The sequence below is a fragment of the Amycolatopsis sp. NPDC051061 genome, assembly GCF_040682935.1.
Lineage (GTDB): Bacteria > Actinomycetota > Actinomycetes > Mycobacteriales > Pseudonocardiaceae > Amycolatopsis.
Genome location: NZ_JBFBBZ010000044.1, coordinates 52,241 through 77,590 on the forward strand (window position 1 = coordinate 52,241; position 25,350 = coordinate 77,590).

The following is a 25,350-nucleotide window of genomic DNA, read 5'->3' on the forward strand; positions in this document are numbered from 1 at the left end:
CGACCCTCGGCCACGGCACCCATCGGCCCTGCGTGCAGAATGTCACTGAGTCTGCGAGCACGGGTCCGCGACGAAGAAGGGGGGCAGGTTTGTCCTGGCAGGAGGAACTTCGCCGGTTGGACGAGGAGCTGGCCGCCGGCCAGATCTCGGCCGACGACTACCGCGCCCGACGAGACGCCGTGCTGTCCTCCGCGGTGAACGGCGAGCCCCAGCAGGCCCCGCAGGGTAGCTCGTCGGCCGACAGCACCCAGATCATCACGCCCGTCAGCCCGGCCCAGGGGCAGCCGCACCAGCAGCAGCCGGGCGGCAACGAGGCGGACCGGACGCAGATCGTGAGCAGCGCCGACGCCGCCGGCGGCGAGCGCACCCAGGTCGTGTCCGGCATGCAGCAGCAGCCGCCGCCGTACCAGCCGCCGTGGACGACGGACTCGGCCGACCGCACCCAGGCGGTGCCGGGCGTCCCCCCGCAGTCGGTGGCCTCCGGCGGCCTGCGCCCGGGCGGCCCGACGTCCGGCGGCTTCCCGATGCAGCAGCAGCCGCAGCAGCCGTGGAACACCGGCGGTACCGCGGCGCCGCCGTGGGGCGCGAGCGAGTACCCGCAGATGTCGCCGGGCCCGGAGTGGGTCAGCCAGGGCCCGGAGACCTTCGAGACGACTTCGTCCGGCGGCAAGAAAAAGGGCGTGCTCATCGCCGTCGTCGTGCTGGTGGTGGTCGCGCTCGGGGTCGGTGGCTGGTTCATCTTCGGCACCGGCTCCGGCGACCAGCAGAACCCGCCGGTGGCGAGCTCGTCGTCCCCGCCCGCGCCGACCAGCACCGTGCGGCCGAAGGACGACCTGGAGATCGCCAAGCTCCCGGCCCCGCCCGGGGAGAAGACCGACATCCGGACGTTCGCCGACGTCGAGCGCGCCGGGTTCCTCACCCCCGAGGAGAACGCCGTCTACAAGACCGCGGGCGCCTCGAAGGTGCGGATGGCCGCCGCCGGGCTGCCGGACACGGTCAAGGCGCTGGTGCTCACCGCGCAGACGTCGGGGACCAGCGCCGCCACCGCGGCCCGCGACGACCTGGCCGAGCTCCAGACCAAGTTCACGATGAAGCCGTACACCGGTGACGTGCCGGACGGCGTCAAGGCGTCGCAGTTCGCCAAGTCGGCCGACTTCCCCGCCGTGATCCGCGCGCACTACGTGCACAAGGGCACGCTCGTGCGCATCGAGGTCTCCGGCTCGGACCTCGCCAAGATCAGCGGCGTGTTCGACGACATCCTGGCGGCCCAGCTCGCGGAGCTGCCGGCCAATGGCTGAGCGCGCCGGCCGGGTGACCACCGCCTGCACGGTGGTCACCCGGGCCGGCCTGCCGTCGGCGCGGGTGCTCGCCCGGACCTACCGGGCGCACCACCCCGGCCACGAGTTCCTCGTCCTCGTCGTCGACGGGACGGGCAGCGGCGCCGAGGACGGCTGCCGCGTCGTGGGCGGCGACTGGCTCGACCTCGACCGCGACGAGTTCCACCAGATGGCCACCTGGTTCTCCGCGTCCGAGCTGGTCGAAGCGGTCAAGCCGCTGCTGCTGCACCAGCTGCTCGAAGACGCCGACGTCGCGGTCTACCTCGGCTCGCAGATCCGGGTGTTCGCCCCGTTCGCCGAGGTCACCGCGCGGGCCGCCGAGCACGACGTCGTGCTGGCGCCGCGGGTGCTCGCCCCGCTCCCGCAGGACGGCCTCGAACCCGGCCGCGACGCCACGGACAGCGCTTTCCACGACGACTTCGTCGCGGTCGGCAAGGGGGCCCGGCCGTTCCTGATCGCCTGGGCGGACGGCCGCCGGTACGCGCCGGTCCCGCCGCCCTCGCACCCTTCGCCCCCGGTCGAGCACTTCTTCGACCAAGTCCCGGCGCTGTACCGGAACGTCGTCACCCGCGACCCGGGCGTGGCCGCCGGGTTCTGGAACCTGCACGAGCGCAAGCTGGCCGAAGGCCCGGACGGCACCGTGACCGCCGGCGGCGCGCCGCTGCGCTTCCTGAACTTCTACGGCTTCGACCCCGAGCGGCCGTGGCTGCTCAGCAGCCAGTGCCCGGTGCGCCCGCGAGTCGTGCTCTCCGCCGACCCCGTGCTGCGCAAGCTGTGCGACGAGTACGCCGGGGAGCTGGCCGGCGCCGGGCACACCGGCGAAGAAGTCCCGTACCGCTTCGGCAAGCTGCCCGACGGCACGCCGCTGACCGGGCCGATGCGGACCCTCTACCGCGACACCTGGTTGCGGGCCCACCGCGCCGCGACGACCCCGGCGCAGTTCGCGCCCACGGTCGTCGACGAGATCCCGGCTCCGCCGTTCGGCGACGACCACGGCACCGCCTTCCGCGACTGGCTCCGCGCCCCCGGCTCGCCGATGGCGCGGTCGGCCGGGCTCAGCCGGCTCGCGCTGTGGCTGTGGGCGAGCCGGATCGACCTGCAGACCGCGTTCCGCGAGCCGCAGCACGCCGACGGCCCGGCGTTCCGGCGCTGGTGCGCGACGCACGGCGTCGACGAAGGCCTGCTGCCCGCCTGGGCGCTGCCCGCCGAGCCGCCCCCGGTGGCCGGGCCGGTCGACGAGTTCGGGGTGAACGTCTCCGGGTACCTCACCGCGGAGCTGGGCCTGGGCGAGATGGGCCGGATCGCGCACCGCGCGGTCGCCGCCGCGGGGATCCCCGTGGTGTCGGTCGTCGAGGCGCGGTCGCTGTCGGCGGCGGTCCGCACCGGCCTGGCCGCGCCGGACACGGTGAGCAGGCCGCGGTTCCCGGTCAGCATCCTCGCCGTCAACTCCGACTACACCGGGCTGCTGCTGGACAGCCACCCCGAGCTGGGCCACCGGCGCTACCGGATCGGGCTCTGGGCCTGGGAGCTCGAGGACTTCCCGAAGTCGATGCGCGGCGGTTTCGACCTGGTCGACGAGGTGTGGGCGATCAGCGACTTCACCCGCCGGGCGATCGAGCCCCACTCGCCGGTGCCGGTCAAGACGTTCCCGATGCCGGTGCTCGACCCCGGCGTGCCGCAGCGCGTTCCGCGCCGGCCGGGCGACCCGGTCCGGTTCCTGTTCGCCTTCGACTTCAACAGCACGGGCCAGCGCAAGAACCCGTGGGGCGTGGTGACGGCCTTCCGCCGCGCGTTCGCCGGGCGCGACGACGTCCGCCTGGTCATCAAGGCGACCAACGGGCACCTGCACGCCGCCGCCGTGGAGCGGCTGCGGTACGTCATCGGCGACGACAAGCGCATCGACCTGCTGGAGACCTACCTCAGCCTCGAAGAGCTGAACAACTTGTACGCGACCAGCGACGCCTACGTCTCCCTGCACCGCAGCGAGGGGTTCGGGCTGACCGTCGCCGAAGCGATGGTGCGCGGCCTGGCCGTGATCGCGACCGACTACTCCAGCACCACGGAGTTCTTCCACGACGGCACCGGCTGGCCGATCCCCTACCGGCTGGTCGAGGTCGGCGAGGGCTGGCCGCCGTACCAGCCCGAGGGCAGGTGGGCCGATCCCGACCTCGACGCCGCCGCGAAGGCCATGCGGGAGGTCGCGGACAATCCCGCCGAGGCGCGACGCCGGGGCGAAGCCGCCCGCACGCACGTGCTGCGCAGCCGCTCGATGGACATCGCGGCCGCCTGGGTCGAGACGGAGCTTCGCGCCGCCTATGCGACCTGGCGCCGCCGTGACCCCGGCGAGGCCGGGACCGGGCCGGATTCCCCGCTGGCCCGCGCCGAAGCCGCGCTCGGCTGGCAGCCCGATCCGGACAGCCCGCACCGCTTCCCGCTGGCCCCGGTGTTCCGCCGCGCGGTCCGCCGGGCACTGAGCCACTACGACGGCACCCAGCGCCGGATCCTGCGGACGCTGACCGAAAGCACCGGCGAGGCGATCACCGGCCTGGCCGGCACCATCGACGAGAAAGCCACCGCCCAGGACCGGCGGCTCGGTATCCTCGAGGCCGAGCTCGCCCAGCAGAACGCGCGCATCGAGCGGCTCGAGGCGCGGCGTTCCGACGACCCCCGGCCGCCCACATGACCGAGCAGAAGACGTCCCAGGCCCCGCGTGCGCTGCCACCGGTGCACGAGGCTTTCCTGCCCCGCGAACACGCCCTGCACCGGCCGCGCCACGGCCGCCGCCAAGCTGTCGCGCTGGCGTGCGCCGCGGTGTTCTTCGCGACGCCGGTGCTCGCGTCGCTGTCCGGGGTGCACCCCGGACAGTTCGAAAACCGCGCGCTGACCGAGTTCCCGAGCCTCGGGCAGGGCTGGTCGTTCTTCCCGCAGCTGGCCCAGTGGGCGACCGACCACCTGGCCTTCCGCGAGCAGGCCGTGCACACGGCCGACGGCCTCAGCCGCGGGCTCTTCGGCGAAGCCCCGCCGCTGGGCGGGCAGCCGCAGGCGCCGGAAGGCCCGATCCCCGCGCAGCCCACCGCGCCCGCGCCGGTCGTCGACTACCCGAAGGTCCTCGAAGGCAAGAGCGGCTGGCTGTACCTCGGCGACGAGATCGCCAGCCACTGCAACCTCAGCAAGCCGCTGGACCAGACCATGGCGGAGCTCGACCGGCTGCGGGACGGCGTGCGCGCGTCCGGCCGCCAGTTCGTGGTGGTCGTGGCGCCGGACAAGACCACGATCGCCCCGGAGTACCTGCCGGCGAACTACGCCGGCAAGGACTGCCGTCAGCGGACCGCCGCCGAGTTCTGGCACCGCGCCGACGCCGACAACGCCGTCATCGACCTGCGCGGCGGGCTCGAGGCGCAGGGCCGGGCGGTCGGGGCGCCGGTGTACGGGCCGCAGGACGCGCACTGGTCCGACGAGGGCGGCATGCTGATGGCCCGCTCGCTGGCCGAGGCGATGAGCCCCGGCAGCACGGCGTCCTGGGTGATCAAGCCGGGCGACCCGTGGCAGCTGGCGGCCGACCTGCCGCCGTTGATCGGGCACACCGGCCAGACCAGCGGGCGCCACTACGAGGTGCTGACCGACGGCAAGCGCGACCAGACGCGCGAAGTCCTCAGCGACCTCAAGGCCCCGCTGAAACTGCAGTCGGCCAGCGGGACCGGCACCTACCAGGGTCCGGTCGCCCTGCTCGGGGACTCCTTCACCTACCGCGCGCTGCCCTACCTCGCCGCGACCTTCGGCGAGCTGACCGCCCAGCACCACAGCGCCCTGCTCATCGACACCGGCAAGTCCGTCGGCAAGCTGTTCGCCGACAACCGCGTGGTGGCGATCGAGGTCGCCGAGCGCACCCTGGCGTCCGGCACCTTCGGCCTGCTCGCCCCGCAGGTCGTCGACAACATCCTGGCCGAGCTCGCGGCCCGTCCGATCCGCTGACCGGTGGCTCGCCACCCCTGACCCGATGGACCACCGCATGTCTCACGCACGTGTCGCGGACGCTCTCGACCGCCTGGAGCAGCACGCCAACCTGCACCTCCCGCTGCGTCGAGGGGACCTCCTCGGCCGGCTCGCGCTGCGGTTCCTCTGGCGGCGCCAGCAGAAGTGGCAGGTCGAGACGAACCTCGCGGCGCGCGACGCCGTCAGCGCGTTGTCGGACGAGCTCCGGGCCGCCGAAGGGCACTTCCAGCGCTGGCTGGACGAACGCGGGGAGCTGGTGCGCGCCGAGTCGCTGCACAAGGAGCTGGAGTCGCTCTACCGCAACGACCAGAACCTCGCGGCCGGGCTCAACCAGCGGCTCTACAGCGCGGTCGGCGGCCTGCAGGCCCAGCTGTCCGGGCTGGCGCTGCAGGTCACCGAGTCCGCGGAGCGCTCCGGCGGGGCCGAGACCCGGCTCAAGGAGCTGGAGACGCAGCTCGAGCGCGTGCTGGCCGCGGCCGAGCAGGTCCGGCTGCGCAACGTCCAGGTCGACCTGTTCCTCGACCGCGCCCGGCGGGAGCCCGAGGCGGTCCCGGCCGCGGCCGGCGCGGTGCCGGGCCGCGACTCGTTCCTCGAGATCGCCGTGGAAGCCCTGCTCGACGGGTCCGCCGAGCGCGCGCGGGACGCCGTGCGCGCGTACCTGCCGATCATCGAGGAAGCCCGGAAGTCGGGCGCCACGGGCGCGGTGCTGGACATGGCCCCCGGCCGTGGCGGCTGGCCGTCGGTGCTCGCGGCCGCGGGCGTCCGGTACCGCACGGCGTCGCGGAACGCCTTGGTGCGCAAGCAGTGCGAGGCGGTGGACGTCGAAGTGGCCGACGCCGACCCGATGCGGCTGCTCGAAGAGGCGACTCCCGGTTCGCTCGGCGCGATCACCGCGTTCCGGTTCGCCGAACGGCTCGAGCCGGCGGCGCTGGCGCGGTTCGCCGAGCTCGCGGCCGCCGCGCTGCAGCCCGGCGGCCCCCTGGTCGTCGAGACGCCGCTCGCGTCCGCGGACTTCCACCTCGACCCCTTCGCGCTGCGGCCGGTGCACCCGGACTTCCTCCGCTTCCTCACCGAGGCGGCCGGCTTCTCCCACGTCGAGGTCCGCCTGCCGGGCGAGGCCGAGGTCCCGGTCACCGCACCCGGCGGCCGGGAGCGGTACTGCCTGCTCGCGTGGCGGTGACGGCCGTGCGCCACCGGATGTGGACGCCGCTGCCGCCCGAGCGCAGCGGCATCGCCGACTACAGCTTCGAACTGCTGGAGACGATGGCCGGGATCGCGGACGTGTCCGCGGTCGGCCGGTACCCGGGCGAAGCCCGCACTCCCGCCGGGGTGCCGTTGCTCGGACCCGGCGACGCCGAAGACGCCGAAGACGTCGTCGACACCTACCAGATGGGCAACAACACCGAGTTCCACGAGTGGATCTACCACCGGGCGCTCGCGGTACCCGGGCTGATCGTGCTGCACGACCCGTCGCTGCTGGACTTCTCGCTGAGCTACCACGGCGGGATCGAGGCGCCGGCGTTCAAGGACGAGCTGGCCCACGCGCACGGCCCGATCTGGGGTGATCCGGCGGACCCCGCACTGGTGCTCGGCTGGCCCGCGGTCGACGTCGACGGCGTCAAGCACCTCGACCGGCAGACGATGAGCCTCGAACGGCGGATCGTCTCGGCCGGCCGCGGCTTGCTGGTCCACGACCCGTTCCGGGCGCGGCACCTGCGGGAGCGCTACCCCGAGGTGCCGGTGTTCACCGTGCCGTCGGCCGCACCCGTCGTCGACGACGACGCCAAGCGTCCCGCGGTCCGGGCCAAGCTCGGCTGGGGCGGCGACGACGTCGTGTTCGGCATCTTCGGCGGGTTCACCGCGATCAAGCGGATCCGCGTCGCTGTGCTGGCGTTCGCGCAGGTCCGGCGGCGCTGGCCGCAGGCGAAGCTGCTGATCGTCGGGCACGCCCGGGAGAAGGACATCGAGGCCGACGTCCACCGCACGATCGCCGAGCTCGGCGTCGGCGACGCGGTGCGGATCATCCCGAGCCCGGACATCGAGGAGTTCCAGGACCTGATCGTCGCGACCGACGCGCTGATCGGCCTGCGCTGGCCGACCGCGGGCGAGACGAGCGCGGTGATGATGCGCTCGTTCGGCCTCGGCCGGCTGTTCATCACCAGCGACCTGCCCCAGCACCGGCACTACGACCGGGAGTTCTGCCGGCTGGTCCCGATCGATCCGCGGCGCGAGGCGGTGGAGCTCGTCGCGCACCTCGAGCGGATCGTGTCCTGGCCGGAGGAAGCGCGCGAAGCGGGCCGCAAGGCGCGCGAATACGTCCGGCAGCACGCTTCCTGGCCGGTCGTCGCCGCGGCTTACCGCGACGCCGCCGAAGCCGTGCGGGGGCCGCTGCCGGCGCCGGTCAAGCCGTCGAAGGAGCGGCCGGGCGTGAACATGTTCGGCGACGTCCGCGCGGCCGGCGTCACGGCCGAAGCGACCCGGCGGCTGGCCGCCGTGCTGGCGAGCCGGCTGTCCCGGACGACGTTCACCGAGTTCAACACGCGCGTGCCGGATCGGCCGTGCGAAGTGCCGCAGGAGCTGGCCGACCTGCGCCGCGGCAAGGACTACGCGACCGACCTGTGGCTGGTCGACGCCGCCGAGTTCCCGCTGATCCCGAAGCACTCCTTCGACCGCTACACGATCGCGCGGTGGACCGGCGAGCTGCCGGACCTGCCCGCGACCGGGCTCCCCCAGCTGTCCGATGTGGACGAACTGTGGGTGCCCTCGACGCTCGCCGCCGGTCTGCTGCGCGCCGCCACGGACCTCCCGATCACGGTGGTGCCGAAGGTGGTCCCGGCCGCCGACGGCACCGGTGACCGCGCGCGGTTCCGGCTCCCCGGAGACGAACCGGTCGTGCTCACGACGTTCCACGCGTCGTCGGACCTCGAGCGGAAGAACGTCCGGGGCGCGATCACGGCGTTCCGGCGGGCGTTCCCGGCGGGCGGGGCGTACCTGGCCGTCGCCGCGATCGACCTGGACCCGGCGTCCGAGGCCGCGGGGTGGCTCGACCGGGAGGTCACCGCCGCCGGCGGGACGCTGCTCGGCGGCAAACTGTCCGAAGTGGACCGCGGCTTCCTGCTGGCGTCCTGCGACATCTACGTTTCGCTGCACCGGTTCGAGACGTTCGGGCTCGACCTGGCCGAGGCGATGGCCCGGCGCAAGCCGGTGGTGGCCACCGGCCACGGCGGCAACCTCGACTTCATGCCCCCGGGCGCGGCCGCGCTCGTCGGCTACGAGATGTACGTCGCGAAGGACGCCGAACCCGGCTTCACCAATGGTTTCACGCCGTCGTACCCGCTCGGGCACCCGTGGGCGGAACCCGACGTGGACCAGGCCGCGCAGTGGTTGCGCAAGCTCGCCGGAAACGCCGGGCTGCGGACGTCGATGGGTGCGCGGGCCGCGGCGGCCGTCGAAGCCGTGTGCGGGCCGGACGCCGTCGCGGACGTCGTGGCCCGCCGGCTGGCGGCCCTGCCGAAGTGAAGGTTCAGCCCCGCCGGGCTTCCAGCTCGGCGATGCGGCCCGACGCGGCGGCGAGCCGCGCCTCGAGCTCGGCGACCCGCGCTTCCAGCCCGGCCGTGTAGCGGACGGCCCGCGTGCGCTGCCGCTCCTGCTCGGCCCGGGTCTGCTCCAGCTGCTCGAGGTAGTCGGCGGCGCGCCGGTGCGTCTCCTGCAGCTCCCGCAGCTCGGCTTCCATGCGGCGGGCGTAGCCGATTTCGGCCGCGCGACCGGTCCGCAGCTCCTCCAGCGCCTTGGCCTGCTGTAGGACGTCGTAGCGCTCGAAGTCGTCGAAGACGTTCGCGGGCGCGCCGAGCCGCGACAGCGCTTCGGCGTCGTCGGACTGCGCGTAGAAGCGGTTGAGGCCGTCGAAGAGCCCGCAGCGGTAACCCGCGTCGAGCAGCATCGGCTCCCACTCGCCGTGGGTCGGCGTCTGCGCGCCGGGCTCGGTGGCCTCGACGACGAGCACCCGCGGACGGTGCCGGGTCCAGTCGCCACCCTCGATCACCGCGCGCTCGGCGCCCTCGACGTCGATCTTGAGGAAGTCGACGGCGCCCGGGTGCTCGTCCAGGATCGCGGCCAGCGTGGTCAGCTCGACCTCGACGGTGTTCACGCGCCAGCCGCGGTCCTCGCGGTACCGGCCGGCGAGGCCGTCGTCGAGCGTGGACCAGCCCCACTCGTTCTCGACGACGTGCAGCTTCGCCGTGCCGGGGCGGGCGCCGACGGCGACGGCCAGGTTCAGGTCGTCCGGCCGGGCCGCGCGCAGCTCACGGGCCTTCGCCGGGATCGGCTCCAGGTTGATCCCCCGCCAGCCGAGGTCGTAGAAGTGCTTCGTCACCGAGGCGACGAGCGGGTCCCCGGCGCCGATGTCGACATAGCGACCGGAGTCCTGACCCGCGAAGACGCGGGCGAGAACGACGTCCTCGGCCTGCTGCGCGTAGGAGATCATGGCAGCGAGATGCCGGCCTTCCGCGCCTCCAGCTGCAGGTCGTGGTCGACCATCATGGCGACCAGGTCCTCGAAGCCGACCTCGGGCTTCCAGCCCAGCTCGGTGTGGGCCTTGGTGGCGTCGCCGACCAGGACGTCGACCTCGGCCGGCCGGAAGAACCGCGGGTCCTGCTCGACGAACCGCTCCCAGTCGTCGAAGCCGGCGTGCTTGAACGCGAGGTCGACGAAGTTGCGGACGCTGTGCGTGCGCCCGGTCGCGACGACGTAGTCGCCCGGCTCGTCCTGCTGCAGCATCTGCCACATCGCGCGGACGTAGTCGCCGGCGAAGCCCCAGTCGCGCTGCGGGTCGAGGTTGCCCAGCATCAGCTTTTCCTGCAGCCCGAGCTTGATGCGCGCGACCGCGTTGGTCACCTTGCGCGTGACGAACTCGATGCCGCGGCGCGGGCTCTCGTGGTTGAAGAGGATGCCTGAGCAGGCGTAGAGGCCGTAGCTGTCGCGGTAGTTCACGGTGATGTCGTGCCCGAAGACCTTCGCGACGCCGTAGGGCGAGCGCGGGTAGAACGGCGTGTCTTCGGTCTGCGGCGACTGCCGGACCTTGCCGAACATCTCCGAGCTGGAGGCCTGGTAGAAGCGGATCGGGTTGTTCTGGCTCCCGCCGACCATCCGGACGGCGTCGAGCAGCCGCAGCACACCGAGCCCGGTGACGTTCGCGGTGAGCTCGGCCTGCTTGAAGCTCAGGGCGACGAAGGAGATCGCGCCGAGGTTGTAGACCTCGTCGGGCTGCACCTGCTCCAGGACCCCGACCAGGCTCGACAGGTCCTGCAGGTCACCCTCGACGATCTCGACGAAGGGGTACTCCGTGCGGACCATGTCGATCCGAGGGTTGTTCTGCCCCTTGACCAGGCCGAAGACCTCGTACTGCTGCTCGTGGAGCAGCTCGGCGAGATATTGGCCATCCTGACCGGTGATACCGGTGATCAACGCACGTCGCACCCGGTGAGGATAGCCGGGTGGTCTCCTGCACTTAGCCCGAAGGTGTGACTTCCACCGTGTCGATGAACGCGGTCCCACTCCCGGACGCCTTCTGAGCAGAGCATCGGCCCGGAAAGGAGGCGACGTGATCTGGATCTGCCTGGTCGCCGTCCTCGCGGTGGTGTTCCTGGTCCGGGCGTTTCGCGTGGTGCGCCGGGTCAGGCGGAGTGGCGCGGGGTGACCAGCCCCGACTCGTAGGCCAGCACCACCAGCTGCGCCCGGTCGCGGGCGCCGATCTTCGTCATGATGCGGCTGACGTGGGTGCGGGCCGTCGCCGTCGAGATCACCAGGTGGGCGGCGATCTCGTCGTTCGACATGCCGCCCGCCACCAGGCCCAGCACCTCGCGCTCCCGGTCGGTGATCTCGCGGACGGCGCTCGTGTCGATGCGCCGGTTCTCCGGGCGGCCGACGAACTCCTGGATCAGCCGCCGCGTGACCGTCGGCGCCAGCAGGGCCTCGCCACTCGCCACGACCCGCAGCGCACGCAGCAGCTCGACCGGCTCGGTGTCCTTGAGCAGGAACCCGCTGGCGCCCGAGCGCAGGGCTTCGTAGACGTACTCGTCGACGTCGAAAGTGGTCAGGACCAGCACTTTCGTCGCGGCGAGATCGGGGTTCGCGGTGATCCGGCGGGTGGCTTCGAGGCCGTCGACACCCGGCATCCGGACGTCCATCACCACGATGTCCGGACGGTGCTCGATCGCTCCGGCCACGGCTTGCTCGCCGTCGCCGGCCTCGCCGCACACCTCGAAGCCGTCTTCGGTCTCCAGCAGCAGGCGGAACCCGGCGCGGACCAGGACCTGGTCGTCGGCCAGCAGGACGCGGATCATGCTTCCCCCTCGATCGGTAGCTCGACGCACACTTCGAAACCGCCGTCGACCGGCCCGGCGGTGCACCGCCCGCCGAGCGCGGCGACGCGTTCGGACATGCCCCGCAGGCCGTGGCCCGGCGTCGGCTGGGCGGTGTTACGGCCGTCATCACGCACCTTCATCGAGAAGGCCCCGTTTTGGCGTTCGAACCGGACGTCGACGTGTTCCGGCTGGTCGGCGTGCCGGACGACGTTCGTCAGCGACTCCTGCAGGATCCGGTAGGCGGCCGCGTCCACGGGAGCAGGGAGGTCGCCTGCCTCGCCGTGGACGGCGACCGTGAGCCCGGCGTCACGCGCGTGTTCCAGCAGCTCGGCGGCCTGGGCGAGGCTCGGCGCGGGCGCCTTGTCCTCCCCGGAGCGCAGCACGGCCAGGGTCGCGCGCAGGTCCTTGAGCGCGGACGCGCTGGCCGCCTTGATGTTGAGCAGCGCCTCTTTCGCCTGCTCGGGCCGCCGGTCGGCGACGTGGGCGGCGACGCCGGCCTGGACGTTGATCATGGCAAGGCTGTGCGCGACGACGTCGTGCACCTCGCGGGCGATCCGCAGCCGTTCCTGCTCGGCGAGCCGGTGGCGGTGCTCGTCGGCCTGCTCGCGCCGGGCCGCGAGCGCGTCGAGCTGGTAGCGGACGGCGGTCCCGACCCCGATGACGGCGACCAGCCACACGACGACGAACCCGGCGCCCGCCTCCAGCGTGAACGACCTGGTCGTGACGACGTGTGAGACGTAGGCGGCGGCCAGCGCGGCCGAGCCGGTGATGCCCGCGGTGAGCGGCCCGCGCTGCCGGGTCAGCACGAACAACGCGATGGTCGGGACGACGATGATCGGCCCGCCGGGCAGGCCGGAGGCGTAGTAGCCGAACGCCGAGGCGGCCGTGACCAGGAAGAGCGTCAGCGGGAAGCGGTGGACGAGCAGCAGGGTCAGGACGGTCGCGGCCAGCCACGCGGCGCCGGGCGGGGTCAGCGGTGTCGCCCCGGGCTGCCAGCGCGAAGACGCGCTGGTCGCGCCGAGCACGAACCCGAGGACGACGAGGGTGCGCACCACGCGTCCCACCCACGGCGGCCATCTCATGCTGCGAAAGCTACCGGTCACGGCGGCGCGGCGCGTCCGTCCGGAAGCGACTCCCGGCGTACGTCGACGGCCGTAGTCACTCGAACATGAGGGGCAGCTTCGCCGCCGTCTCCTCGTCGGCCGGGGTGTAGGTCGAGACCGTGATCTCCGAGCGGCGGCCCGAGTAGAGGTAGGTGAAGTTGAACCGCAGCAGCCCGACGTCGGGGTGCAGGTACCGCTTGGTGCGGATCGGCTCGGAGTTGACGTCGTGGTGCGGCCAGAGCTCGGCGAACAGCGGCGACTCGGCCTTCAGGCGCTTGACCAGGTTCTTCCACGCCGGCTCGGCGACGTGCTCGGCCATCGCCGCGCGGAAGGACGCGATCACGCGCGGGATGTTCGTGTCCCAATCGAGCATCCGCTCGCGCCACCGCGGGTTGAGCAGGCACTGGACCAGGGTGTTGCGGTCCTCGAACGGGATCGCGTCGACGTCGCCCATCAGCCAGGTGTAGCCGCGGTTGTAGCCCAGGAGGTCGCAGCGGGCGTTGCGCACCGCGACCGGGTACGGCTCGAGCTTCTTCAGCATCATCTCCAGCTGCGGCGAGATGACCTGGCAGTCCTTCTCGCTCTCCGGCTCGGGCGCGCCGGCCAGGCGGAAGAGGTGGGTGTGCTCGTGCGGGTCGAGGCGCAGCGTGCGCGCGATCGCCTGCAGCACCTGCTCGGACGCGTTGATGTCGCGGCCCTGCTCGAGCCACGTGTACCAGGTGACCCCGACGCCGGCGAGCTGCGCGACCTCTTCGCGGCGCAGCCCCGGCGTCCGGCGGCGGCCCAGCAGCGGGAGGCCGACCTGCTCGGGCGTGATCCGCTCACGCCGGCTGCGCAGGAACCTCGCCAGCTCCTGGCGGCGGAGTTCGGATTCGACGGCGGTGGTCATGGTGCCAGGATCGCACGCGCCCGAACCTGGTACCAGGTACTGGTGATACCTGGATAAACAGCAACTGGTACTAGTTTGGATTCGAGGCGATCGTAGTAGTCATGACCACGACTGAACTCGCGCCGATCACCTCCGGCGCCCCGGCCCAGCCGGGACTGACCCCCGCCGGCCTGGTCACGGTGCTGCTGGGGGCGGCACTGCCGATCATCGACTTCTTCATCGTCAACGTCGCGCTGCCGACGATCGATGCCGACCTCCACGCGTCCACGGCGACCCTGGAACTGGTGGTGGCCGCCTACGGCATCGCGTACGCGGTGCTGCTGGTGGTCGGCGGCCGCCTCGGCGACTCGTTCGGCAGGCGGCGGCTGTTCTTCGCGGGCCTGTGGCTGTTCACGCTGACGTCCCTGGCCTGCGGAATCGCCCCGACGGCGACCACGCTGGTGATCGCCCGCGCCGCGCAGGGGGCGGCGTCGGCGATGCTGCTGCCGCAGGTGCTCTCGATCATCCAGGCGACGACGTCCGGCGAAGAGCGTTCGCGCGCACTCGGGCTCTTCGGAGCGACGGGCGGCCTGTCGACGGTCGTCGGCCAGCTGCTCGGCGGCGGCCTGGTGGCGGCGGACCTGTTCGGCACGGGCTGGCGGCCCATTTTCCTGGTGAACGTGCCGATCGGGCTGGTGGTGCTGGTGATGGCCCGCCGGCTGCCGGAGAGCCGCGCGCACAATCCGCTGGGCGTCGACCGCCTCGGGACGCTGCTGCTGGCGACGACCCTGCTGTCGTTGCTGGTCCCGCTGATGGAAGGCCGTGCCCTGGGCTGGCCGGTCTGGTCGATCGTGCTGCTGGCGCTGTCGCCGTTTTCGGCCGCGGCTCTGGTACACGTCGAACGGCGTCTGGAGCGGCTGGGCGGAACGCCGCTGCTGCCGCCGTCGGTGATACGGCTGCCGAGTGTCCGCAGGGGGCTGATGGTGGCGGTGCCGTTCTTCGGCGCGTTCGGCTCGTTCATGTTCGTGTTCGCGATGACGCTGCAGGAGGGCCTGCACTTCGGCCCGCTCGGCGCGGGCGGCGCGCTGACGCCGCTGGCGGTCGCGTACTTCACGGTGTCGATGCTGAGCAGCCGGCTGGTGGCGCGCTACGGCCAGAAGGTCGTCCCGGTCGGCGGCGCGATCACGGCGGTGGGGATGGTGGCGCTGCTGTGCACGACGCTGGCGGCTTGGCCGAACGTGACCATTCTTGATCTGGCCCCGGCGATGGTGGCGATCGGCGTCGGGAACGCGCTCGCGATGACGACACTGTTCCGGATCGTGCTGTCGCACGTGCCGACGGATCTCGCGGGGGTCGGGTCCGGCGTGATGACGACCAACCAGCAGACGGCGCTGGCTTTGGGCGTGGCGACGCTGGGGAGTTTGTACGCGTCGCTTTCGGGTTCGCTGGGGAGCCGGGACGCGTTCGCGCTGGTGATCGGAGTGGTGGCGGTGCTGGCGGCGATCGTCGCGGTCACCGGACGGCGGCTGCCCGATCCCCGGGTCTGAAAAAGTCCGGCGTTCACCCGTCGGAAAAGTCGCGCGCCGGACGACTATGAGGGTGTGACGGAACCTCGGGTACGACCGGACCCGGCCTTCGCGCTGCTCGGGCTCTACGAGACCGCGCTGCCGGAGGTCTACGGGTACCTGCTGTCCCGGTGCGGTGACCGCACGCTCGCCGAGGAACTCACTTCCGAGACGTTCCTCGGGGCGGTCGCCGCCTGTCGCAAGGAGTACGCACCTCCAGTGAGCACCGGGTGGCTGATCGGCGTCGCCCGGCACAAGCTCGCCGACCACTGGCGGCGCAAAGAACGTGAGGAACGCGGGCTGCGGCTGGTGCACGACAGTGAGCCGGACGTCGAGGACCCGTGGGACGAGCAGCTCGACGCCCTGCGCGCGAGACAGGTGCTCGAGTCCCTCGGGTCGCACCACCGCGCGGCCCTGACCCTGCGGTACGTCGACGGCTTGGGCGTGCCCGAAGTCGCCGGCCACCTGGGGCGCAGCGTGCACGCCACCGAGGCGTTGCTCGTGCGGGCCCGTGCCGCGTTCCGGCGCGCCTACGAGGAGAAGGAGGGTCGCGATGCCTGAGCCTTTCGACGCGCTTCGCCGGCCCTCCGAGCGGGTCGGTCCCGACCCGGACTTCGCCGCCGAACTGCGCGACAACCTGCGTCGCGTCATCTTGAACGGAGCCGATATGACGACCACCGAAGCCCCCACGAGCACTGCCGAACTGCGGTCGCTGACGCCCTACCTCGCCGTGTCCGACGCGCGGGCCGCGCTCGATTTCTACGTCGACGTCTTCGGCGCTGTGCGGCGTGGCGAGCCGATCCTCATGGACGACGGCCGCATCGGGCACGCCGAGCTGGCCATCGGCGACGCGGTGCTGATGCTCGCCGAGGAGTACCCGGAGATCGGGCACGTCGCGCCGCAAGCGGGGGGCGCGTCGGTGCGGGTGGAGGTGCCGGACGCCGACGTCAGCGTGGCCCGGGCGCTGGAGCTGGGTGCGACGCTCATCCGCGCGGTGAGCGATTCGCCGTACGGGCGGGGCGGCTCGTTCCGCGACCCGTTCGGCCAGCGGTGGCTGGTTTCGCAGGCGTCGCCGAAGCCCGAGCCGCAGCCGAAGCAGGGCGAGTCGATGTACTTCACGTTCCAGGTCCCGGACGCCGAGCCCGCGAAGACGTTCTACGGCGCGGTACTCGGCTGGCAGTTCTCCCCCGGCTCGGTCGAAGGCGCCTGGGGCATCGAGGGCCACGGCCGTCCGGGCGGCCTCTGGGGCGGGCCGGGCCGCCAGGTCGGCTGGAAGCTGATGTTCGCCGTGGACGACCTCGACGCGGCCCTGACCCGGGTCGGCGAACAGGGCGGCCAGGCGGGCGAAGTCGAGAACCACCCGTACGGCCTGACGGCCGACTGCACCGACAACCAGGGCATCGAGTTCTGGCTCTGGCAGCAGCCCGCGAAGTGAGCAATCCCATCTGCCGGGCCGTGCGTTCGGGCGCACACTCGAAGGCATGGCCGGGCAATGGACGCCACGTGACCACGACGAGCTGACCGCGGGCTGGCGGTTGTGGCTCGAACTCAGCTCGTCGGCGTGGCCCCGGCCGGACTGGGACGGCAGTCCCGACGAAGCCGTGCGGGGACTGCGGGAGCTGGTCCGGGCCGGTGACCGGATCCTCGCCGACTACCTCACCGCCGGCGGGGACAAGGAAGCCGCGGTCGCCGGGCTCATCGGGTCGATGCACATGTCGGCCAGCTGGGTTCGCGAGCTGTGGCAGGGCGACACCGCGCCGCTGGACGGCGAGCGGCTTGCCCTGCTGCACAGCGATCTCGCCGGCTTCGCCGAACACGCCGACGGCATCCGCACGCTCCTCGCCGAAGGGGGCGGCTGGGCCTCGCTGTCCCTCTAACGCCCGGCCGCGTAGCCCTGCATGCCCCGGGCGTTGGCCGCCGCGCGCAGCAGGCCGTCCGAGCGTGACACCGCCGACAAGCGGCCGAGCGCCCAGTCGCCGGCGTCCACCAAGGAATGGCCGCGCTCCCGCAGGGCGTCCAAAGTGGACGCTCCCAGCCGCGACTCCACCACCAGTTCGCGCGGGTTCCACGAGCGCGGGTAGAACGAGCTCGGGAACGCCGTCGTGTGCCAGGCCGGCGAGTCGATCGACTCCTGGAGGTTCAGGCCGCCGTACACGTGGGCCAGCCAGAAGCACAGTTGCCACTGGTCCTGCTGGTCGCCGCCCGGGGTGCCGAACGCCAGCGCCGGGACGCCGTCGCGCAGCGCCAACGACGGCGACAGCGTGATCCGCGGGCGCTTGCGGGGCGCCAAGGAGTTGGGCAGGCCCTGCTCCAGCCAGAACATCTGCCCGCGCGAATCGAGGCAGAAGCCCAGCGACGGGATCGTCGGGCTCGACTGCAGCCAGCCGCCCGACGGCGTCAGCGACACCAGGTTGCCCGCCGCGTCGACGACGTCGAGGTGGACGGTGTCGCCGCGGGTCTGGCCCTGGGGACCCACCGTCGGCTCGCCCGTCGCGCCGCCTTCCGCCTGGACGCCCTGCAGCGAGTCCAGGATCGCCGGGAGCCGGGCCGGACCACGAGCGTCGCCGGGGCGAAGCTCAGCAGACGCGGAATCACCGATCAGTGCCCGGCGAGAATCCGTGTAAGGAGCGGAAAGCAGCACGTCCAGGGGCACGTCGGTGTCGCCGTACCACGCCTCGCGGTCCGCGAACGCCAGCTTCGCCGCTTCGGTCGCCAGGTGGACCGTGCGCTCCGAGGGGACGCCGTCCACATAGGACAGTTCGTCGCGGAACCCGTGCATGAGCAGCGCCTGCTGCAGCAGCGCCGGACCCTGCGTCCAGCCGCCCATCTTGACCAGGCGCCAGTCGTCGACGTCCACGAACGCCGGCTCTTCGTACGACGCCGACCACGACGCCAGGTCTTCGCCGGTCAGCAGGCCCGCGTGGTCGCGGCCGGAGTCGTCGCGGAACGCGGTCCGGCTGAACGCGTCGATCGATTCGGCGACGAAGCCCTGTGACCAGGCACGACGTCCCGCGTCGATCTGCGCTTCCCGCCCTGAGACGGACTCCGCCTCGCGCAGCAGCCGCTCCCAGGTGTCCGCCAAGACGGGGTTCCGGTGCAGGCCCGAAGCCGGCTTGCCGCCCGGCAGCCACAGCTCCGCCGACGTCGGCCAGTGCTCGACGAACAGCCGCTCGACGGCGCGGATCGTGTCGCCGACCCGCGACACCAGCGGCGTGCCGTTGCGTGCGTAGCCGATCGCGTAGGTCAGCACCTGGCGAAGCGACTTCGTGCCGAAGTCGCGAAGCAGCAGGAGCCAGCCGTCCCAGGCGCCCGGCACGGTCGCCGGAAGCAGGCCGCTGCCCGGGATCAGGTCCAGCCCCAGCGACGCGAAGTGCTCGGGCGTGGCCCCCGCGGGCGACGGGCCTTGACCGGCCAGCGCCCGCGGGGTCGGGTCGTCCGCCGTCACGAAGAGGCCGGGCACCTGGCCCGCCGGCCCGCACAGGTGCGGTTCGGCGACCTGCAGGACGAACCCGGCGGCGACCGCCGCGTCGAACGCGTTGCCGCCGTCTTCCAGCACCGCCATCCCGGTGGCCGAAGCCAGCCAGTGCGTCGATGCCACCATCCCGAAGGTGCCGGCCAGCTCCGGCCTCGTCGTGAACATGCCCCGATAGTACGCATTGCTAAGGAACTTTTACCAGACAGCGCTTACCAAGACGCCGGCCGACGCCGCTCCGGCTCGTACGGCTGCGTGATGATTTCCATCCCGTTGCCGCCGGGATCGAGGAAATAAACCCCGCGGCCGCCGTGGTTGTGGTTGATTTCGCCGACCTGCTTTCCCATCGGGTCGGCGTGGTACGGCACGCCCGTTTCGACGAGCCGCGCGAACACGGCGTCGAAGTCGTCCTCCGGGATCAGGAAGCAGTAGTGCTGCAGGCGCAGGTCTTCTTCGGGGATGGTCGCGAAGTCCAGCCGGACGCCGTTGCGCGTCTCGACGGGGATGAACGGACCCCATTCCTCCCCGGCTTCGAGGCCGAGCAGGTTCGCCAGGAATTCGGCGGATTCCCGGTTGTTCCGGGACGGGACGATCAAGTGGTTCAATTCAACGGAAACGGATACTGACACGAGTGAAATGCCTCCGGGGCACTCCCGCCACCTCCATGCCTCACCCAGCCGGTGACCGACACGCGATGCCGTGCCGATCACCCTAACCAAGAGAAGCGCGTCAAGACACCTTGATTCGCGCCGCCGCCCGCGGCCGCCCGACGCCCTGCCAGGACAGCCCCGCCTCGACGATCAGCCGCGGGTCGAGCAGGTTGCGCGTGTCGACGACGTCGATGCCCTCCATGAGCTGCGCCATCGCGGCCCAGTCGAGGTGTTTGAACTCGGCCCATTCGGTCAGCACGACGACGACGTCCGCGTCCTTCGCGACCTGGTAGGCGTCATCGACGACGGTCACCCCGTCGATCCCGCCGTCGACGGCCGGGTCGTAGGCGATCAGTTCCGCGCCGAGCGCGCCCAGCACCGAGGCCACGGCGAGCGCGGGCGAGTCGCGCAGGTCGTTCGTGCCCGCCTTGAACGCCAGGCCGAGCAGGCCGATCCGCGCGCCGGCCAGCGTGCCGCCGACCGCGCCGGCGATCTTCGCGACGATCCGGTCGCGCTGGGCGATGTTCTCGCCGATCGCCGAGGTCAGCATCTTGAAGTCGTAGTTGACCGACTCGGCCACCTTGACCAGCGCGCTCGTGTCCTTCGGCAGGCACGAGCCGCCCCAGCCCGGACCGGGCTTGAGGAACGTCCGGCCGATCCGGCGATCGTGGCCCATGCCCTCGGTGACGAGGTCGATGTCCGCGCCGAGCCGTTCGCAGAGCTCAGCGATGGAATTGACGTACGAGAGCTTCAGCGCGAGGTAGCAGTTCGCGGCGTACTTCACGAGCTCCGCGCTCGCCGCGTCGGCGACGACGACCGGCGCGTCCAGCTCGGCGTACAGCTCGCCGACCCAGTGGGCGGCCGCGAAGTCGTCCGAGCCGACGACGATCCGGTCCGGGCCGAGGAAGTCCGCGACCGCGGTGCCCTCGCGGAGGAACTCGGGGTTCGACACCACCGGCACGTCGGTCCGGCCGAGCATTTCCCGGATCCGCTTCGACGTGCCGACCGGCACGGTCGACTTGGTGACCAGCGCGCAGCCGGTGGGCAGGACGTCGCCGATCTCGGCGGCCACCGCCTCGACCGCGCGCAGGTCCGCGGAGCCGCCCGCGCCCATCGGCGTCGGCACGCAGAGGAACACCGCCTGGGCGTCGCGGACCGCGTCCCGCGCGCCGACGACGAACTGGAGACGGCCAGTGGAAATCCCGCGGGCGACCAGGTCGGTCAGCCCCGGCTCGAGGATGTCGACGCGCCCCGCGGCCAGGCGGGACACCTTCGCGCGGTCGACGTCCACGCAGGTGACGGAATGACCCAGACCGGCCAGGCAGGCCCCCGTGGTCAAGCCGACGTAACCGGTCCCTACCACCACGATCCGAGCTGGTGTCATGGTGCTGAAGGTGACAGCCGGAGTTGACCACGACGCTAACGGGAACGGTCGCCTCCGAGAGCGGTGAGCGAAGACACGAATCGCCAACGCCGCTTTGGGGGGTTCCGGGTGGCGGAGCCCCCGGCCCGGGGCGGCGCCCCGGTTGTCACAGCGAACGAGCGTTAACCTGGGTCCGCAGTCAGAGCAGCGAAGGGAACCGCACAGATGCAGATCACCGACACCGCGGCGCTCGTCACCGGGGGCGCGTCCGGCCTCGGCGGGGCGACGGCGAAGGCCCTCGCGGCCCAGGGCGCGCGGGTGTTCGCGCTCGACCTGGCGCCGTCCATCGAGAAGGCCGAGCAGGTCGACGGCATCACCTACGTCGAAGCCGACGTGACCGACGTCGAGCAGGTCGAGGCGGCCGTCGCGACCGCGTCCGGCTCGGGTGTGCCGCTGCGGACGGTGGTGAACTGCGCCGGCATCGGGCCGTCCGCGCGGATCCTGTCGAAGAAGGGCCGCCACGACCTCGCGCTGTACGCGAAGGTCATCCAGATCAACCTGATCGGCACGTTCAACGTGCTCGCGGTCGCGTCCGAAGCGATCGCGAAGACCGAGCCGCTCGAAGACAACGCTCGTGGCGTCATCATCAACACCGCGTCCATCGCCGCTTTCGACGGCCAGATCGGGCAGGTCGCCTACTCGTCGTCCAAGGGCGGGGTCGTCGGCATGACGCTGCCCGCGGCGCGTGACCTGGCCTCGCACGGCATCCGCGTGCTGACCATCGCGCCGGGCATCGTCGACACCCCGATGCTCGCCACGGTCAGCGACGAGTTCCGCGCGACGCTCGCCGCCGGCATCCCGTTCCCGAAGCGCCTCGCGCGGCCGGACGAGTACGCGCAGCTCGCGCTGTCGCTCATCGACCACGACTACCTGAACGGCGAGGTCGTCCGCATGGACGGCTCGCTGCGGATGGCCCCGCGCTGACCCCGAGGGGGGCACTTTCGGAGTGAAAGTGCCCCCCTGGGCCGTCAGCGGGAGAGGCGGACCTCCAGGCCGACGCCGTCGGTCGTCACCGAGCAGCCGCCGAAAGCGCTCTCCGCGGCCATCGCCTCGAACTGCTCGCGCGTGAACGCTCGCCGCCGCAGCCACCCCAGCGTCTGCCGGACGGTGAACCCGCTGACCGCGCCGACGTTCATCCCGGCCACCTCGCGGCCGATGTCCGCGCCGGTGGCCTCGTGGTTCAGGTCGTGGATCACCGCGAACCCGCCCGGGCGCAGCACCCGGTGCATCTCGTTCAACGCCGCCACCGGCTGCCGGAAATTCTTGAACGCGGCCTGGCAGACCAGGAAGTCGAACGACTCGTCGGCGAACGGCGCGTGCGTGACGTCGCCCTGCCGGAAGTCGACGTCCACGCCGGCCTTCCGTGCCTCTTCCGAAGCGATCTCCACCATCGTGTGGCTGATGTCGAGCCCGGTGACGTGGAGGCCGCGCCTCGCCAGCTCGACGGCGAAGAAGCCCGGCCCGGGCGCCACCTCCAGGACGTCGGCGCCCTCCCTCAGCCCGGACGTGACCTCGGCGGCCTGCCGGCGATACTGCGCGAGCTGGGCCTCGGTGCCGCGGTTCTTGGCGTACCAGCGGGCCTGGAAGCCTTCCATCTCGGGCACCTTGTGCTTGCGGGTCGTCTCCATCGGTTCCTACCTCTCCACGAACTCCCCCAGGTCGTCCGGGAATTCGCCGGTTTCGTGAAAGCGCCGCCAGGCATCGATGCCGGGCAGGGCGCCGGTGGTCAGTTCTTCGAGGAAGCCGTGCGCCCAGCGCGCCTCGGCCTCCGCCATCGCGATGTCGTACTCGATCTCCACCAGGAACAGCCGCGGCATCAGCGGCCTCAGCTGCTCCAGGGCCGCCCGCTGCGCTTCGACGTGGTCATCGAGCTGCCCGACCCGCTGCCGCAGCAGGCTGATCGCCTGGTCGGGGCCCAAAACGCCGATCATCGACAGCCCGGACCGGAACCGCGGTGGCTCCTTCTCGACCGTGCCGACGAGCTCGCGGACCCAGTCCTCGAACTCCTCGCGCCCGGCCGGGGTGATCCGGTAGACGGTCCGTTCGGGCCGCCCGCCGTCCTTGACGCTCTCGACGGCCTCCAGGAAGCCGTGCCTTTCCAGGTTCGCGACGACCGTGTAGAGCGAGCCCCACTTGATCGGCATGTCGGCGTCCTTGCCGCGCTGCTTGAGCACGGCCGCCATTTCGTACGGGTGCATCGCGCGTTCCAGCGCGACGGACAACACGGCGAGGCCCAGCATGCTGCCGACCTTCCGCTTCTTCATGCCGACTCCTCGTTCACGAGTACTCGCAGACGAGTATACGCAAGACGCGCCAGCAGGCAAGTGTCTTAGTCGTCGAGCTACTCAGAGATCGAACATGTACGGAACTTCGGCCTGCGCCCGCGCGTCGATCCACTCCCGCAGCGCGTGCGTCGCCAGGACGTCGTCCTCGTTGTAGCGCAGCAGCCGCTCGCGCTGGGCGGCGTCCGGTGTCTCGCCGTCCATGCCGACCGCGTCGCGGTACCAGCGCATCGATGCCTCGCCGCCTGCCTCCGGGTCGCGCCAGGCGAACCCGGCGACCGGGGCGATCACCTTCAGGCCCTTGCCCTGGGAGCACAGGAACTGGTCGGTGACGCTGCGGAAGAGGTCGACCCACTCCTCGGAATCCACAAAGGACTGGATTTCCTTCTTCGCGGGAATGCCCGGGTGGTCGCCGAAGCGCTCGACCGAGCCGAAGAGCCAGCGGTTCTCGGCGAGCGCGTTGTAGCAATAGGCGCGGAAGGTCAGCCCGGCCGCTTCGGTCCGCTCGCGGACGTCGGTGAGCCACGCCCAGAACTCGGCGAAGGACCGGGCTTCGTCGCCCGTGGGCAGCGGGTCCCACGTCGCGAAGGCGCGGTAACCCGGCGAGACGCCGATGTCGGCGCCGGTCAGCAGACAGCCCCAGAGGTACGCGCCGGCGTCGCCGAAGCTCTCCATGTCCACGTCGACCTCGACGTCGGCGCGCGGTACCTCGACGCGGTCGACGCGGCGCACCAGCGTCAGGTCGGCCAGCCAGGCGCGAGCGAGCACCACGGCGTCCGGGAACGTCACGCCGGTCCAGTTGATCTCCGGCGCGTCGCCGGTGGGGTCGAACGCGGCCAGCTTGTCCACAGTGGATACGCCGGCGCGGCGCAGCTCCACCGCGTCCTCGCCGCGGACCACCAGGCTGACGTCGCGGGACTCGGTGAGCACCACCTCGCACGTGGGCCACCACGGGCAGCGGCGGCACTCCAGCACGCGCGACGGCTCGGCCAGCGGTTCCTCGCCGTTCGCGGCCGCCGTGGCGATGGCGAGCCGGTCGGCGAAGCGGACCTGGTACTCGGTGAGCGCGCTGCGCCCGCCCGGCCAGGTGCCCGCGGTGAGGTCGTGCCAGACGACGACGTCGGCGTCGAGGCCAATGACGCCGCCGAGGGCGAGGCTCTCGTCGGCCTGCCCGAGCGTCTGCAGCATGCGGCGGATGTGGACGAGCCGGAGCTGGTCACGCGGCTGCGACCGCACCTTGCGGCCCTCGTCGGCCCCGCGGTGCGCCGGGTCGAGGTCGGTCATCCCGGTGACGATCGCGCCGGTGCCGCGGTCGGTGATGCGGTGGCGCACGACGAGGACCGGGACGTAGCCGCGGCCGGTGCGCACGAGCAGGTCGATGCCGCCGCGCCGGTGCCCGGCCGGGTCGACCGGCAGCAGCGCGCCCCAGATGTAGGGCGCTTCGGCGGCGAAGGCCCGCTCGGTCTGCTCGACGCGCTCGTGGGCCGGGAGGTCGCGGGCGATCTTCACCCACTGGCCGGGGTTGGCCGCCATCAGCCGGGTGACGATGTCCTCGCGGTGGGCGGTGGCGTCGTCGATCCGCTGCTGCGCCGTGGGGTCCGGCGGGGAAAGCGGTACCTCGCGCATGGCGGGGTCGTGCTCCAGGTGCACGCGCCGACGGCAGCGGCTGACCGCTCCCGCGTCGAGTACCACCTCGCCCTTCATGGAGATCACTCTAGATTCCCACCGCCGAGCCGACATGCCCGCCACCCGGGCGACCAGTAAGTTCGACCTCGACACGTCGCAGGAGGTGCCATGGCGCGCAAGGCCAAGGTCGAGGGTGAAGCCAGGTTCACCCCCAAGAAGGCGAAGAACGCAGTCGCGGTGGCGAAGGTGCTCGGCCCCGTCGTGATCCCGGTGGTCGCGCCGTTCGCGGTGCGCGCGGCGGGCTCCGCCCGGGAGCTGTACGACCGCTACCAGGCACGCAAGCTCGGCGTCGCGATCGACCAGCTGGGCTCGTACACCGGGCGCGGCGCGGCGCTGCACGCCCGGATCGCGGGGCTCGCCGAGGGGTGCCGGGACCTGGAGAAGTCGGACAAGGCGTCGGCGGCGGACAAGACGTTCGTGAGCGAGTCGCTGGGCACGCTGGAGCAGCTGTCAGCCTCAGTGCGGGCGGCCGAGCGGATGCCGGCGGCGCGGCGCAAGGCCGTGCACCGCGCGGTGACCGGCGAGCTGGAGCGGCTGGAAGGCAAGCTGCTGCACCGGCTGGGGATCTGACCCGGTTCGAGACGGCCCCCGGTGCGCGCACCGGGGGCC

At 72.1% G+C, this 25,350-nt stretch carries 22 protein-coding genes; 11 read left to right on the top strand and 11 right to left on the bottom strand.

Going from position 1 to position 25,350, the window contains the following annotated elements:
* Positions 1 to 89 precede the first annotated feature (89 nt).
* Genes AB0N03_RS40475 through AB0N03_RS40495 form a run of 5 tightly spaced genes read left to right on the top strand, consistent with a single transcriptional unit; the run spans position 90 to position 8,849 of the window.
* Positions 90 to 1,298: a hypothetical protein gene (locus AB0N03_RS40475; RefSeq protein ID WP_364383951.1), complete on the top strand. Its 1,209-nt coding sequence runs from the start codon at positions 90 to 92 to the stop codon at positions 1,296 to 1,298.
* Positions 1,291 to 4,020: a glycosyltransferase gene (locus AB0N03_RS40480; RefSeq protein ID WP_364383954.1), complete on the top strand. Its 2,730-nt coding sequence runs from the start codon at positions 1,291 to 1,293 to the stop codon at positions 4,018 to 4,020. The genes AB0N03_RS40475 and AB0N03_RS40480 overlap by 8 nt, the downstream gene beginning before the upstream one ends.
* On the top strand, positions 4,017 to 5,309 hold the full coding sequence (locus AB0N03_RS40485) for a hypothetical protein (protein WP_364383957.1): 1,293 nt from the start codon (positions 4,017 to 4,019) through the stop codon (positions 5,307 to 5,309). The genes AB0N03_RS40480 and AB0N03_RS40485 overlap by 4 nt, the downstream gene beginning before the upstream one ends.
* 37 nt (positions 5,310 to 5,346) lie before the next feature.
* Positions 5,347 to 6,510: a hypothetical protein gene (locus AB0N03_RS40490; protein ID WP_364383959.1), complete on the top strand. Its 1,164-nt coding sequence runs from the start codon at positions 5,347 to 5,349 to the stop codon at positions 6,508 to 6,510.
* Positions 6,501 to 8,849 (top strand): glycosyltransferase, encoded by a 2,349-nt coding sequence (locus AB0N03_RS40495; protein ID WP_364383962.1) that lies wholly within the window; start codon positions 6,501 to 6,503, stop codon positions 8,847 to 8,849. Before AB0N03_RS40490 ends, AB0N03_RS40495 begins: the two co-directional genes overlap by 10 nt.
* A gap of 4 nt (positions 8,850 to 8,853) precedes the next feature.
* On the opposite strand, the gene AB0N03_RS40500 is transcribed toward AB0N03_RS40495, so the two are convergent.
* From AB0N03_RS40500 to AB0N03_RS40520, 5 genes are all read right to left on the bottom strand, one after another.
* Positions 8,854 to 9,813, bottom strand: coding sequence for an FkbM family methyltransferase (locus AB0N03_RS40500; protein ID WP_364383964.1), 960 nt, complete (start codon positions 9,811 to 9,813; stop codon positions 8,854 to 8,856).
* Entirely contained in the window at positions 9,810 to 10,805 is a 996-nt protein-coding gene (gene gmd / locus AB0N03_RS40505; RefSeq protein ID WP_364383967.1) for a GDP-mannose 4,6-dehydratase, read from the bottom strand. Before gmd ends, AB0N03_RS40500 begins: the two co-directional genes overlap by 4 nt.
* A 197-nt stretch (positions 10,806 to 11,002) precedes the next feature.
* Entirely contained in the window at positions 11,003 to 11,671 is a 669-nt protein-coding gene (locus AB0N03_RS40510; RefSeq protein WP_364383970.1) for a response regulator transcription factor, read from the bottom strand.
* Positions 11,668 to 12,774 carry a sensor histidine kinase gene (locus AB0N03_RS40515; protein WP_364383973.1) on the bottom strand — a complete coding sequence of 369 codons (1,107 nt, stop codon included), beginning with the start codon at positions 12,772 to 12,774 and terminating at the stop codon, positions 11,668 to 11,670. Before AB0N03_RS40515 ends, AB0N03_RS40510 begins: the two co-directional genes overlap by 4 nt.
* A gap of 76 nt (positions 12,775 to 12,850) precedes the next feature.
* Positions 12,851 to 13,684 carry a helix-turn-helix transcriptional regulator gene (locus AB0N03_RS40520; RefSeq protein ID WP_364383976.1) on the bottom strand — a complete coding sequence of 278 codons (834 nt, stop codon included), beginning with the start codon at positions 13,682 to 13,684 and terminating at the stop codon, positions 12,851 to 12,853.
* 101 nt (positions 13,685 to 13,785) lie between these two features.
* Here AB0N03_RS40520 and AB0N03_RS40525 point away from each other — a divergent pair, with 101 nt between their 5' ends.
* From AB0N03_RS40525 to AB0N03_RS40540, 4 genes are read left to right on the top strand one after another with little or no spacing between them, the layout of a single operon-like run.
* Positions 13,786 to 15,210, top strand: a complete 1,425-nt coding sequence (locus AB0N03_RS40525) for an MFS transporter (RefSeq protein ID WP_364383978.1) — start codon at positions 13,786 to 13,788, stop codon at positions 15,208 to 15,210.
* Between the two features lie 54 nt (positions 15,211 to 15,264).
* Positions 15,265 to 15,789: a sigma-70 family RNA polymerase sigma factor gene (locus AB0N03_RS40530; protein WP_364383981.1), complete on the top strand. Its 525-nt coding sequence runs from the start codon at positions 15,265 to 15,267 to the stop codon at positions 15,787 to 15,789.
* Positions 15,782 to 16,663 carry a VOC family protein gene (locus AB0N03_RS40535; RefSeq protein ID WP_364383984.1) on the top strand — a complete coding sequence of 294 codons (882 nt, stop codon included), beginning with the start codon at positions 15,782 to 15,784 and terminating at the stop codon, positions 16,661 to 16,663. The genes AB0N03_RS40530 and AB0N03_RS40535 overlap by 8 nt, the downstream gene beginning before the upstream one ends.
* A 46-nt stretch (positions 16,664 to 16,709) precedes the next feature.
* Complete coding sequence (locus AB0N03_RS40540; RefSeq protein ID WP_364383987.1) at positions 16,710 to 17,105, top strand: hypothetical protein; 396 nt, start codon at positions 16,710 to 16,712, stop codon at positions 17,103 to 17,105.
* On the opposite strand, the gene AB0N03_RS40545 is transcribed toward AB0N03_RS40540, so the two are convergent.
* The 3 genes from AB0N03_RS40545 to AB0N03_RS40555 all read right to left on the bottom strand — a co-directional run bounded on the left by AB0N03_RS40545 (position 17,102) and on the right by AB0N03_RS40555 (position 20,734).
* The gene (locus AB0N03_RS40545; protein ID WP_364383990.1) at positions 17,102 to 18,868 is read right to left on the bottom strand and encodes a gamma-glutamyltransferase; all 1,767 of its coding nucleotides are present in this window, start codon (positions 18,866 to 18,868) and stop codon (positions 17,102 to 17,104) included. The genes AB0N03_RS40540 and AB0N03_RS40545 overlap by 4 nt on opposite strands.
* A gap of 44 nt (positions 18,869 to 18,912) precedes the next feature.
* Positions 18,913 to 19,296 carry a VOC family protein gene (locus AB0N03_RS40550; protein ID WP_364383993.1) on the bottom strand — a complete coding sequence of 128 codons (384 nt, stop codon included), beginning with the start codon at positions 19,294 to 19,296 and terminating at the stop codon, positions 18,913 to 18,915.
* A 133-nt stretch (positions 19,297 to 19,429) separates the two neighbouring features.
* Positions 19,430 to 20,734, bottom strand: a complete 1,305-nt coding sequence (locus AB0N03_RS40555) for a UDP-glucose/GDP-mannose dehydrogenase family protein (RefSeq protein ID WP_364383996.1) — start codon at positions 20,732 to 20,734, stop codon at positions 19,430 to 19,432.
* Positions 20,735 to 20,938: 204 nt separating this feature from the next.
* Here AB0N03_RS40555 and AB0N03_RS40560 point away from each other — a divergent pair, with 204 nt between their 5' ends.
* The gene (locus AB0N03_RS40560) at positions 20,939 to 21,697 is read left to right on the top strand and encodes an SDR family NAD(P)-dependent oxidoreductase (RefSeq protein ID WP_364383999.1); all 759 of its coding nucleotides are present in this window, start codon (positions 20,939 to 20,941) and stop codon (positions 21,695 to 21,697) included.
* 44 nt (positions 21,698 to 21,741) lie between these two features.
* Here AB0N03_RS40560 and AB0N03_RS40565 read toward each other — a convergent pair whose 3' ends face one another.
* The 3 genes from AB0N03_RS40565 to AB0N03_RS40575 all read right to left on the bottom strand — a co-directional run bounded on the left by AB0N03_RS40565 (position 21,742) and on the right by AB0N03_RS40575 (position 24,759).
* The gene (locus AB0N03_RS40565; protein ID WP_364384002.1) at positions 21,742 to 22,401 is read right to left on the bottom strand and encodes a class I SAM-dependent methyltransferase; all 660 of its coding nucleotides are present in this window, start codon (positions 22,399 to 22,401) and stop codon (positions 21,742 to 21,744) included.
* A 6-nt stretch (positions 22,402 to 22,407) separates the two neighbouring features.
* The gene (locus tag AB0N03_RS40570) at positions 22,408 to 23,037 is read right to left on the bottom strand and encodes a PadR family transcriptional regulator (RefSeq protein WP_364384005.1); all 630 of its coding nucleotides are present in this window, start codon (positions 23,035 to 23,037) and stop codon (positions 22,408 to 22,410) included.
* 81 nt (positions 23,038 to 23,118) lie between these two features.
* Positions 23,119 to 24,759: a TM0106 family RecB-like putative nuclease gene (locus AB0N03_RS40575; RefSeq protein ID WP_364384008.1), complete on the bottom strand. Its 1,641-nt coding sequence runs from the start codon at positions 24,757 to 24,759 to the stop codon at positions 23,119 to 23,121.
* Between the two features lie 90 nt (positions 24,760 to 24,849).
* Here AB0N03_RS40575 and AB0N03_RS40580 point away from each other — a divergent pair, with 90 nt between their 5' ends.
* Positions 24,850 to 25,311: a DUF6474 family protein gene (locus AB0N03_RS40580; protein ID WP_364384011.1), complete on the top strand. Its 462-nt coding sequence runs from the start codon at positions 24,850 to 24,852 to the stop codon at positions 25,309 to 25,311.
* Positions 25,312 to 25,350 lie beyond the last annotated feature (39 nt).